Source organism: Chryseobacterium sp. MYb328 (genome assembly GCF_037572595.1).
Lineage (GTDB): Bacteria > Bacteroidota > Bacteroidia > Flavobacteriales > Weeksellaceae > Chryseobacterium > Chryseobacterium pennae.
This window is the reverse complement of record NZ_JBBGZQ010000016.1, coordinates 117,174-130,112: the sequence shown is the minus strand read 5'-3', so window position 1 is coordinate 130,112 and position 12,939 is coordinate 117,174. Positions and strand designations below refer to the sequence as shown.

7 protein-coding genes are annotated in these 12,939 nt (G+C 38.2%); 3 read left to right on the top strand and 4 right to left on the bottom strand.

Going from position 1 to position 12,939, the window contains the following annotated elements; genetic code table 11:
• Nucleotides 1–78 precede the first annotated feature (78 nt).
• Nucleotides 79–1,185: a pectate lyase family protein gene (locus WH267_RS16120; RefSeq protein WP_340009698.1), complete on the top strand. Its 1,107-nt coding sequence runs from the start codon at nucleotides 79–81 to the stop codon at nucleotides 1,183–1,185.
• A gap of 113 nt (nucleotides 1,186–1,298) precedes the next feature.
• Here the strand turns inward: WH267_RS16120 and pelA are convergent, their stop codons facing one another.
• Together pelA and WH267_RS16110 are read right to left on the bottom strand one after the other, a co-directional pair.
• On the bottom strand, nucleotides 1,299–2,318 hold the full coding sequence (gene pelA / locus WH267_RS16115) for a pectate lyase (protein WP_340009696.1): 1,020 nt from the start codon (nucleotides 2,316–2,318) through the stop codon (nucleotides 1,299–1,301).
• Nucleotides 2,319–2,346: 28 nt separating this feature from the next.
• Complete coding sequence (locus WH267_RS16110) at nucleotides 2,347–3,525, bottom strand: DUF4861 family protein (RefSeq protein ID WP_340009694.1); 1,179 nt, start codon at nucleotides 3,523–3,525, stop codon at nucleotides 2,347–2,349.
• Between the two features lie 170 nt (nucleotides 3,526–3,695).
• On the opposite strand from WH267_RS16110, the gene WH267_RS16105 reads away from it, so the two are divergent.
• Both WH267_RS16105 and WH267_RS16100 read left to right on the top strand, forming a co-directional pair.
• Nucleotides 3,696–5,768, top strand: a complete 2,073-nt coding sequence (locus tag WH267_RS16105; RefSeq protein WP_340009692.1) for a T9SS type A sorting domain-containing protein — start codon at nucleotides 3,696–3,698, stop codon at nucleotides 5,766–5,768.
• A 76-nt stretch (nucleotides 5,769–5,844) separates the two neighbouring features.
• Nucleotides 5,845–8,085 carry a T9SS type B sorting domain-containing protein gene (locus WH267_RS16100; RefSeq protein ID WP_340009690.1) on the top strand — a complete coding sequence of 747 codons (2,241 nt, stop codon included), beginning with the start codon at nucleotides 5,845–5,847 and terminating at the stop codon, nucleotides 8,083–8,085.
• A gap of 249 nt (nucleotides 8,086–8,334) precedes the next feature.
• Here WH267_RS16100 and WH267_RS16095 read toward each other — a convergent pair whose 3' ends face one another.
• Nucleotides 8,335–9,723: a TolC family protein gene (locus WH267_RS16095; RefSeq protein ID WP_340009689.1), complete on the bottom strand. Its 1,389-nt coding sequence runs from the start codon at nucleotides 9,721–9,723 to the stop codon at nucleotides 8,335–8,337.
• A gap of 57 nt (nucleotides 9,724–9,780) precedes the next feature.
• Entirely contained in the window at nucleotides 9,781–12,930 is a 3,150-nt protein-coding gene (locus tag WH267_RS16090; protein WP_340009688.1) for an efflux RND transporter permease subunit, read from the bottom strand.
• Nucleotides 12,931–12,939 lie beyond the last annotated feature (9 nt).

Genomic DNA, 12,939 nt, shown 5'->3' with positions numbered 1-12,939 from the left:
TATTAATATAGTGAAATATAAAATAATTAAATATTAACTTCATAATTTTACATCAGAACAAATCACAAAATATAAACTATGAAAACAATGTTCAAGACTGCCTTCTTTACGGCAGCTCTAAGCTCTGCTTTTGCTCTGACCGGATGTGGTCACGAAGACATCAACAATGACCTGGCAGAAAGCGAAATCAATATCAAAAACACTTTGACCCAAAAGATTGTTCCTCTGGCTAATTGTGTAGCTCCGGGATGGGCTTCTCAAAACGGAGGAACTACCGGTGGAGGAACCGCTGCAGAAACGACAGTTTCCACCTATGCCCAGTTAAAAGCGGCTATTGAAAATACAGCGGTAAAAGTGATTAAAGTAACCGGAACCATTACCATCACTACCCGTTTATCTCTTCAGGACCAGACCGGAAAAACAATTTATGGTGCTACCGGAGCCAAGCTTGTTTCTACAAATCAGACCAAAGACGGTTCCGGAATTATCAACATTAAAAGATGTAACAACATCATTATCCGAAATCTTATTTTCGAAGGTCCGGGAGCTTATGATACAGATGGCTGGGACAACGCTATTCTTGATGACTGCCGAAATGTATGGATAGACCACTGTGAGTTCAGAGATGGCGTAGACGGAAACTTTGACATCAAAAACAAATCCGATTATATTACGGTTTCCTATACCAAGTTTCATTATCTGAAAGCGCCAAAACCTGGTGGCTCAGGGGGTACAGATGACCACAGATTTTCTAACCTTATCGGATCCAGTGACGGTGCTACTGCTGATGCCGGAAAACTGAATGTAACTTTTGTTCGTTGCTGGTGGGCTCCCGGATGCAGAGAGCGTATGCCTAGAGTACGATTTGGAAAGATTCACATCCTGAACAGTTATTTCAACAGTTCTGTGAGCAATAAATGTATTGCAGCAGGGGTACAGGCTAATATTCTTGTAGAAAGAAATGTTTTTGAAAACGTAAAAGAGCCTATTAATTTAATGAGTGGCTTTACTGCGGTCACACAAACCGGAAGCAGCTTCATCAATGTTACGGGGAACATTAATGGTAGCGGAACCGCATTCACCCCGCCATACAGCATAGCAAAACTAAATGCAGCAGATGTAAAAGCAGATGTTACAGCTAATGCAGGCGCTACATTAGGAGGAAATGTCTGTGACGCTTTTTAACAGAAAACTTTAATAATAGTAGTAATAAAAAAGAAGAGTACCTCAGAAATGAGGTACTCTCTTTAGTTTTTAGTAGAAAAGCAGACTAAAGCCTGCTTCCTGTCTGACGTTAATCATTTCTTTATTTTATTCTTTTCCAGCCATTTCGGATATTCCTTAGCGAGCAGTTTTTCTGCAAAGTCTCCAAACCAGCTATAACCATTTCTCCTTTCTTCCGAAACTTCATTATAATCATACTTTACACTGCCGTCACGGTCTCCAAACAGAGGTTTATTGGTGTGAATATCGTAGAATCTGGCCCAGATCACAGAATTTTTATCTTCAGCCAGTATCCTCACCGCTTTTCCGTTCTGTTTAGCAACATTGTAACTATACCCTTCAATCTTATTCTGCCTAAACCACTCTACTGCTGCTTTTATGGATTTTTCTATTTCAGGAGTCAACGGCTGCTGCATCAAAAATCTTATTACTCCTACCGATTCACCTGTGGCTAGTGAAATAGGTTCAAAAGCCCTTGCTTTGTCCGGTTGCAAAGTCATTTCATTATACTGATCTGCCCAAATGGCAGGATTCCCCTTTTGGAGCACCTGAGTTTTTAAAATACATCCGATTCCTTTCTGGACTGCTATTTTTGATTTTTCTTGCAGGAAAGGTGAAATCACATCAAAATTATTCTTGCCTTCCGCAACATTGTATAAAACAGTCAGGGCATTGATCATCGCATTATCATTATAAGTTACCTGCTTTCTGTAGAGTCCTGTATTGGGATAATATTGCGGAAAACCTCCGTTATCATACTGCATCGTAAGAAGATAGCTAATTCCTTTTTCTGCCGCTTTCAGATATTCCGGATTTTTGGTTGCTGCATATGCTTTAATCAATCCGTTGATCTCTCTGGAAGTTGCGTTATTATCAATGGTAGCATGATCATCTCCGGTAGATTTTATCTTTCTTAAAAGGTTTTTATCAATAGGCAGCGCATAACTCACCACTGACTTGTCTTCCAGCTGTTTTCCCCAACCTCCATTGGGAAGCTGATAGATCAGCATTTTCTCCGCCAGTGTATCCTTAATCTGGGCAGAATAATTAACCGCCAGCAACCCTAACGCAAATGTGTATATTTTTAGATTCATTTTTTATTATTTAAAAATTACCATTTCATTATTCTATAATTTTCACCACCAATGGCTTTTCAATGATCCTAGCTTGCTTATTAAGCATGTTTTCCCAATCCTTCTGTGTTTGAACCTGCCCGCTTTTCTGCCAGGCAAATCCCGCATAATAGCACAAGGTTTTATTGGGTTTTGTAATAACATACAGGTTACTTTCATCAGGAACATCAGAAGTAAAAGCGATTGATTTTTCAACGATTTTTGGATTTACAACAATCCCTTCGCCCACAAAAGCATCGTCTATTTTCTCCCAATGAAGATAATATCCATTTTGATCATTCAATTGAGATGTTCCTTCGTTTTTATGCAAAGTAATTCCTATTGTATAATTAGGAACAGATTTTTCTGATTCAAAGGTTGATTCAAATTTCGAAAAGTTAGACCCCAGATCCAGAGAAATTCTTTTGACTTCTTTCACGCCATATTCGCTCCATGGCTGGTAAGTAAGTTCAAAAACAGTTCGTAAAGGACCTTCAGCAATTGTTCTGGAGGTTACAAAATTTTGAGAAACCTGAAGCCTGTCATCTTTCCAGATTCCAATTCCGCCGGTTCCTCTGCTGTTTCCCACATGGTAAGGATCATAACCTTCCCCTCTTGTGTCTTTATGATAATACATAGGATCAGTAAGATATCCTTTGTACCAGTCATTGATAACAGGCCGATCTGTTCTTTTCAGCCAAATGTCAACACCACTTGACAGCGTACTGCTTTTTATTCCCCGTAGAGCTTCCTCCTGGCCTTTCGGACCGTATACCCTAAAGGCAATTTTATCATTTTCCCAGGCATAATCGTCTACTCTCTCAGGAACCAGCCTTGAATAGGTAGAAGTTCGGCTTTCAGGAATCTGAGCATTTCCGTCCGCTATAATACTGTATGTGTTGGTTTTTCCGGAACCAATAACAACAGGAAAAAGCAATTCATCATTTTTACCATCACCATCGTTATCTATCCATTGTATCGGAAGCCATTTTCCTTTTGTATCTTTTATTCTAAGTTCCTTTTCGTTATGCTTACTTAAGAATGGCTGCAGTTCGATTGCAGGAATTGCGACTAACTCATTCCTTTGAAAATCCAAAAGGTTTAAAACCTCAATGGAACGTTGAGCAGATAAAAACCCCGAAGTAATGCAACCGATTGCACAAAACGATATAAAACTGCTTATTTTCATAAATAAAGGATTAGATTTTCGTCAAAAATAGAAAATATTTTCCATTTGAAGCAATGACTCAGCAATTTAATCTCATACCATGATAACCGATTGGTTGAAAATGATAACAACCTTCATTTTTTTTTGTAATAATTTCGTAAATAATTTAGAATAAATAAAAATAACATTTTATGCACACGATTGCACATTCAATTTTACAAAAAGTAGGATTAGGGATAGGGCTCATCATCCTTGGAAATTTAAATGCTCAACAATGGGAAAATGTGGGTACTTCAGCGGATATTTCAGCGGGAGGAAGCAGTTTTAATAATTTGGTTATTGATCAGGCTGGAAATTATTATTTGTCGTATTATGATATTTCAGTTTCAAAAGGTTCAGTTCAGAAATTTGATGGAAATACATGGTCTTACGTTGGTGGAAGTCCTGGGATTACAACAAGTTATGCAACTTATAATTCTTTATCTTTAGATCCAGCTGGTAATAATCTGTATTACACCAATCAAGGAAGCGGACTTGAAGTAAGACGTTTTAACGGAACATCATGGGTCCAGCTTCCTAGTGCGACCAGCAGCACAACAAATTATCAGGCTTCGGCAGTCTCACCATCAAATATTCTTTTCACTTATGGATCCTATGGAATGGGTACGGTAAAACGTTTTGTAAATGGAGCTTGGGAACAGGTTGGAAACTCAGGATTTTCCAATGGAGCTGAATTTGCTGAAATGGTAATTGGTAATAATAAAATATATACTTCAAATGTTTCCGGAGGATTAAAAGTGTATCAGAATGATTTGACTGCTTCTTCTTCTGACCCCTGGTCTCTTGTAGGCGGAAGTATTGTAGATGCCGCTTCATCCGGAGAACAATATTCTGCCGATCTAGCTATTGATGGTAATAATAACCTATATGTCGCATATGTTTCATCTACGTCAGCAGGCAAAAAAATAAATGTAAAAAAGTTTAACGGAACATCATGGATATCAATAGGAAATGATAATTTTTCTGATGGGAAAGTACAACACGTATCATTGGCAGTAACAGCTTCAGGTAATCCTTATGTAGTTGCCAGTAGATGGGAAAACGACGATTTTTTAAGAAACACCGTATATAAGTTAGATGACTCCGGCCAAAATTGGGTGACCTTCGGAGGAAATTTTGTTTCAGAGGAGCAGGCAACTTACAATGATCTTGCGATAGATCCGGTTCATAATTATCTGGTGCTTGCTTATAGCGAGGGGTCAACAAAAGTAAAAAGGATCTCCTTAGCGGCAAATTCATCTCAAACATGCAATAATACAGATCCGGGAAATAATCCTGGCGATACGGGATGTGTCACTTTCCAGTATAGAAATCAAACCGTAATATATACTACTGTAAGGGGAGCTGACGGGAAAATATGGCTGCAACAAAATTTGGGAAGCAGCAAAACAGCAGATTCATTTACGGATATGGATTCTTACGGAGATCTTTTCCAATGGGGAAGATGGGATGACGGGCATCAATTGAGAAGCTCTACACTGAGTGCCGCTTCCCCATCACCCAATAATCCTGCTGGTATTAGTGGAGGAAGTAGTTTATTCTACTCTGCAGGATATAATTCAAATTCAAACTGGTGGTCCGAAGGTATTCCTACAGATCAATGGGATATACCTGCCGGAGCTAATCAAAGCGAAATTAATGGAATAGATCCCTGTAAAGCCATTGGTCCGGATTGGAAAGTTCCTTCTCAATCAGAAGTTGAGTATATGGTAGGGGCCGAAAATATTTCGGATATCACTACAGCCCTGGCAAGCCATTTAAAATTAGTACCTGCCGGAATAAAAGATTACAACGGAATCTTCTCCCCGGAAACAAGACTTTATTTATGGACCTCTACTCCATCTCCTTATAACGGATCAGCAGAACATTTATACATCAGTCAGTTTTCTACGCTTACCAATAGTGGCAGCCGTGACACCGGACAGTCTGTAAGATGTATAAAAGCAAATTCTTCATTGGGGACTGCTGACCTCAAAGCTGTTGTTACCATCGGAGTCTATCCAAATCCTACAAAGGGAATTGTCAATATAAAATCAGACAGTTTAATAGAAGAAGTAAGCCTTTTTAATAGTACCGGTCAGAAGCTTTCTGTAAGATTCAGTGATAATCAGATTAATATGGAAACTCTTCCCAATGGGGTCTATTTTCTGAATGTAAAAGTGAAAAATGGTAAAACAATAATTAAAAAGCTTATTAAAAATTAATATTTTCTCTAGAACACATTGTCAAACAAAAGGCTTTTCCAAAGCCTTTTGTTTTTTCCTGGTAAGAAATTAAGTTATGAAGAATAGTATAAAAACAGCTACTGCAACCCTCTTGTTCTTGTGTAATATCATATATGCACAAACCTATCAACTTTCAGGCAATCCAGTAAATACTAATGGCTGGAGCCTGGTTCCTTCTGCTGTCGTAAACACAGATTTTATTCAGCTTACAGCCGATCAAATTAGTCAGGTGGGCGGAATTAAGCTCAATGATCCTATTAATCTGAAGTATTGTGACAAATGGAAAGTGGAATTTGATTTCAGAATAGACGGAAACGGCACCAGCAGTTATGGAAAGGGAGATGGATTTGCATTTTGGTATCTTGCCAATCCACCTGCTTCTTATGTACAGGGAGGAGGGCTTGGAATTCCCGGAAATGCCAGTGGCCTTATGGTAGCCTTTGATATTTTCAATAACAGTACAGAAGGACAAATGAGTAAAGTGCATGTTCTGTATGGTACAAATCCTAACGGATCCAATATAGAATTTAATAATACCTTAGGAAGTACTTATCATACTCCTGATCTTATCTCCACAATTCCCTTTACAGGTAGTAATTACAGACATGTAGAAGTGAACGGGCAAATTGATCCCACTAACCCTGTTAATTGGATTATTACTATCAAAATTGATAATACAATGGTAGTCAATCAGTCTTTATCTCCTTCAGGAGGGGCTGCAGGTATGACACAAGGATATTTCGGATTTTCAGCTTCCACCGGTGCTGCCAGCGCAAGGCATTCAATAAAAAATGTTAAAGTATATGTAGATAAAGTTCCTCTTCTTCAAAACACAATAACGCCATCTGAAACCTGTGTGAATGCTGTTTCAGGAATAGCAACAGTTGATCTTACAACATATAATTCTCAGTTTGTAAGCAATGTCAGCAATTATACATTTTCCTACAGTGTGAATGGTACACCAGTGACTAATCCCACCGCTTTTTCTTTTACCTCTGATACTACGATAAATCTTATAGTGAAAGACAATAGCGGAACCTTCTGTGACAATCCTGATGCAAAAATCATATTGACTCCAAAAGATGTGGAGGCAACAGATACGGTTCTTTATGGATGTCCTGTCAATGGAAGAGCAGTTTTTAATCTTTCTCTGGCTAACGTAACATCGCTCAATAATGTTCAGTACCAGTACTATTCTTCCCTGGCTGATCTGAATACCGGTACAAATGAAATTACAAACCCCGGGGCATATTCATCAGAACAGAAAGATCTATTTGTAAAAATCAGTACCCCATCGGGCTGCGTGGGGATTGCTAAAATTACATTAAATTTTTATCCTGTTCCCCTTGTGAATGATACTTCCATCAAAGCCTGTTCTATCCAGAATACGACAACAGGAAGCTTTAACCTGACAAATGCTGTAGTTACCACTGAAGCAGGAATCAGTAAAAAATATTTTGCCAATTATAATGATGCTCTTTTAGAAACTAATGAAATTACCAATCCCTCAGATTATGTTTCACCAAATGGATTGGCTTATATCAAAGTAATCAATAACAACGGATGTGGCAGTATTGCAAAGGTAACGCTTACAGTTATTCCGCCAGTATTTTCCACTATATTAAAAGATAAAATCATCTGTATGGAAGATCACACTACATTAGATGCCGGTTTTGGTTTTACTTCTTACTTATGGAGCACAGGAGCCACTACCCAAAGTATTTCCAACGTTGGTGTTGGTGTATATTGGGTTGACTTAAAAACCGGTGACTGCACCATAAGACAGGAAGTAAAAATAATCGCAGCAGAAACTCCGGTAATCAAACAAATTCAGATTACAGGCAACAGTGCAGTAATAGAAGTAAAAGGTGGGCATCCTCCCTACCGTTATTCTTTGGATAGCATCCAATGGCAGGATTCTGACACATTCTTTAATCTTATCAGAGGAGAAAATGATTTTTATGTGAAAGATGCATATAATTGCCAACCTATACACATCAATGTTACAATTCCTAATCTTATCAATGTTATCACTCCTAATGGAGATGGGTATAACGACACCATCAACTATTCTGCATTAGCATATAAAACGAACCTGAAATTTGATATTCATGACCGATATGGCAATAGAATTTTTGAAGGAAAACGCTTTAATAATTTTACTTGGGACGGGACCATTCAGGGAAGAAAAGTTCCTACGCATTCCTACTGGTACTATGTTTCCTGGGAAGAACCTTTGAAGAAAAATACAGAAATCAAATTTTCCGGATGGATTCTTGTTAAAAACAGAGATTAAACTGATTTTAACTCATTATTATTAATCAGTATAGAACAAGTCTCCTATTACGATTATAAAATTATTTCTTGATAGGCTCAAATCTATCAAGTCATCAATAAACGTGTTTGAAGATATGCTCGTCAAGGCACAAACAGCCAAATAGCGCCACTTCTTTTAAAGTGGCGCTATTTTTTGTAAGCCCGAATAAGTCTAAAAATAAGTATGGCTTTATACAGATAATATACGTCACTTTTTAGAAAAGCTATATTATCTCACACCACCACCTAATGAACGATAAAGTTTAATAACTGAACGCCATTTTAATAACTGATCATTAGTCAGTTGTATTTGAGAACTCAGGTAAGCCTGTTCGGAGGTCAATACATCAGTATAATTCGTTGACGAATGATAGACCAACAACTTTTTGGTATAATCAACGGCTAAACTAAGTTTATCTATTTGCACCATACGTTTCTGTTCCTGCTCTGTTGCAGATTCATAACTATACAAAGCATCCGACACCTCCTGTCCTGCAGTAATGAGAGCTTTTTGAAAATCATATACTTTTTCCCAATAATTAGCCTGGGCAATTTCTAAACGAGTTTTGTTGAGCCGCTTATTAAAAATAGGCTGAATCAGACCTCCCGCAATATTGGCAAAAAAACCTGTAGAGGAAAACCAATCGTTCAACTCAAAACTGGAAAAACCACCTGATGCTGTGATAGTCAATGAAGGATAAAAAGCTCGCTGAGCAACGTTGATCTCTTCAAAATAAGAAGCCACTTCAAGCTCCATAGCATGTACATCAGGCCTATTCGCTAATAACTGTGAGGGCACTCCTACATTCAAATTGTAGTAGGCTTTTTGATGATCTAAACTTCCCCGGATTATAGGCTGGGCTGCTTGCCCCAACAATACATTTATGGCATTCTCTACTTCCCTTATCTCTCTTTTAATACGAGGCAAATCAGCTTGGGCATCGTAGTAGTTTGCCTCACTTTGTACCACGGCAGCTCCAGTTACTGTATTTGACTCTTTTAGCCTCTTCATTGTTTTTACATCCAGTGCCCTATTTTCAATAGTTTTTTCTAAGATGACCTGCTGTTTATCCAAGGTTAAAAGTTGGTAATAATAGTCTGCTATTTGCGCCACTATTTGCGTTTGTACAGCTCGCTGCACAGACTCTGACTGCATAAGTCTGTAGAGGAAAGCCCGTTTGTTACTTGCCAACTTGCCCCATATATCTATTTCCCAGGAAGCATTAGCATATACATCATATAAAGCCGTATTCTTACTATTTCCAAGACCCTGCGGATATGACATTTTTGATTGTTTAAATCCTCCTCCTCCCCTCACATCAGGTAAAAATGCAGCTTTGGACTGCTTTAACATCGAGTGAGCTATCTCAATTCGCTGTATACCCATTTTCAAATCTAGATTGTTTTGTAAACCCGATTGGATTAAGTTTTTTAAATCAGCATCTGAGAAGAACTCCTGCCAGCCCATTTGTGCAATACTAACGGTATCCGTCTGGTTCATTTCTCTATATAAAGGTTCATTGACCTCTTTCTTAAATTGATAAACTTTACCCGGGCTGCATGAAACCAGTGCTCCTGTAATACACAGAGTCATTAATAGTTTAAGATATATTTTCATTTTTTCGTAATACTATATTCCAAAGAAATGGCCATCCCATCTCTTTGGAATGTTTAATTAATGTATTGGATTGAGAACCTCATCTGAAGCCAATACAGGTTTTCCGGTGATTCTTTCATGAATGGATTGAAACACAACAAATAAAGCTGGAATAGCCAATACTCCTATCAATGTCCCTATCAGCATACCGCCTACTGCAGCTGTTCCGATTGATTTATTACTCAAAGCACCCGCACCAGAAGCCAGCATCAAAGGCAATAATCCAAAGATAAAAGCCAGCGATGTCATCAGGATCGGTCTTAGCCGGGCTCGGGCTCCTTCTATAGCAGCGTCTTTTATAGATTGTCCCTGTAGTCTTCGCTGAAGTGCAAATTCAATAATCAGAATAGCATTTTTTGCCAAAAGACCAATAAGCATAATCAAACTGATTTGTAAAAAGATATTATTATCTATCCCGAATAGCTGAGCAAAGATAAATGCACCTGCTAAACCAATAGGTAATGAAAACAATACTGCCAGCGGAAGGATAAAACTCTTGAACTGGGCACTTAATAAGAAATACACAAACACTATGGATAGAATAAAAATAATCACGGTCTGATTCCCACTTGTGCTTTCTTCTCTTGAAAGTCCTGAGTATTCAAATCCATATCCTTTTGGAAGGGTTGTTGCTACTTCTTCAATCGCTTTAATTGCATCTCCCGAGCTATATCCTTCATTAGGAGCTCCATTAACCATCGCAGAATTAAACAAATTAAATCGGGTCAAAAATTCAGGACCATAAACTTTCTTTAGATTAATAAAAGCAGTAATAGGCGTCATAGTACCTTCGTTGTTTTTTACATACAACCCATCAATTGCTTCTTTATTTTCTCTAAAATTTGGCGCCGCCTGAATAACTACTTTATACTGCTTTCCAAACCGGTTAAAATTAGTAGCATAAACACCTCCTAAGTATCCTTGTAAAGTGGTCAGAATCTCTGTAACACTTACTCCGGATTCTTTTGCTTTAACCACATTCACAGAAACTTCATATTGTGGGAAATTTGTATTAAATGATGTTGTTGCAAACATAATTTCGGGACGTTGACTTAATTCTTTTATGAATTTTCCCATTACTTCTTCAAATTTCTTATAATCTCCTCCTGTTTTATCCTGCATTTGCAATTCAAACCCTGAATTATTACCAAATCCCTGTAAAGTGGGAGCCGCAAAAAACACAATATTAGCCCCTTTAATATGCGCTGTTTTTTTAAAGAGTTCCTGAACAATAGTCTGTGAGTCGTCTCCTTTGTCTTTACGCTCATCCCAATGTTTTAACTTGACATACTGAGCAGCATAGGAACTTCCTTTCCCGCTGAAGAAATCACCTCCCACCCAACGTGCTCTCATTCCCAGTTGTGGGATTGTTGCTGTTATACTATCAATTTGATCTGCTATACGAACGGTTTCCTGTAAAGAGGTAGAAGGCGGCATAATTACGTTTCCATAAATGAACCCACTGTCTTCATTGGGAACAAATCCTGTGGGAGTTGTCTTGCTTAAGTAAACAAATATTCCTGCAAAGACCACTACCGCTCCCAATGCTAGCCACAATCGTTTATTCAGAAATTTTAAAACATCCACATAGCGATCAGTCATACGGTCAAAACTGCTGTTAAAGGCTACTTTCATTCGTTCAGAAAAACCTCTCTTCTCGGGATGACTATCTGATTCCGGTTTTAACAGAAGAGCACAAAGAGCCGGGCTTAATGTTAGGGCATTAACTGCTGAAATTAATATAGCTACTGCGAGTGTGATACCAAATTCTTTGTAAAAAACCCCTACAGAACCTTTAATAAATGTAACGGGGACGAATACTGCAGCCATCACCAAAGTAATAGAGATAATTGCGGTAGATAGTTCATTCATTGCACTGATCGTGGCTTTCTTTACGGTTGTGGATCCTCCATGTAATTTAGCGTGTACAGCTTCCACCACAATGATGGCATCATCTACAACAATCCCAATGGATAATACTAAAGCAAATAGAGTTAATAAGTTGATCGTAAAGCCAAACAGGTTTAAGAAAAAGAATGTTCCGATAATGGCCACAGGTACAGTAATGGCTGAAATTAAGGTAGAACGCCAGTCCTGTAAAAATATTAATACTACTATAAATACTAAAACAAAAGCTTCAATAAGTGTATAAATAAGTTTACTGATGGAAGCTAACAGAAAATCATTTGAATTGGTATAAATTACCAATTTAACTCCTGTCGGAAAGTTTTTCTCGGCTTCTTTTAGTTTTTCTTCACAGGCTTTAATGATATCATAAGCGTTGGATCCTGCTGTCTGGTTCACCGCAATATAGGTTCCCAGATGACCAAATGCCGTCTGTGTTGTTTCGTAAGAAAAGGCTCCCAAATCTATTTCTGCTATATCTTTTAGGTAGAGGGTTTTTCCATTGCCCAACGCACGGATAACAATATTTCCAAATTCTTTTGGGGTTTCCAGACGTCCGGTATATTTCAGTGTGAATTGAAAGCTTTGCTTGCTGTTCTCTCCTATTTTTCCCGGTGCAGCTTCTACATTCTGTTCTTTTAAAGCTGTAATAATATCTGTAGGAGTTAGACTATAGGCTGCCATCACATTAGGTTTTAACCAAATACGCATACTGTATTCACTATTCCCCACCACAGCTACATCGCCTACACCACTTATCCGTTTTAATTGAGGGGTAAGGTTAATACGGGTATAGTTTTCTAAAAACATTTCGTCATACTCCGGAACTTCACTATAAAGCATAAAACTAAATACTTCAGTGGCCAGCTTTTTTGTGGTAGAAACCCCTTGTTTTACTACTTCTTCCGGAAGTTGGCTCATCGCCTGATTAACACGGTTTTGTACGTTCACTGCAGCCATTGAAGGATCAGCACCCTGATTAAAGGTAATTGTAATTTCAGCGGAACCATCATTACTCGCCTTTGAAGTCATAAATGCCATTTGTTCTACTCCATTAATCTGTTCTTCTAATGGGGTAATCACACTTTTCATTACTGCCGCCGCATTGGCTCCCTGATAATTAGCCGTAACTTTTACTGTTGGGGGCGCTATATCAGGATATTGTGTCATAGGCAATGTAGACAATCCCAGGATCCCCAGGATCACTATAATAATGGATATTACAGCTGATAATATGGGGTTTTCAATAAATTTCTTCAACATAATCTACTC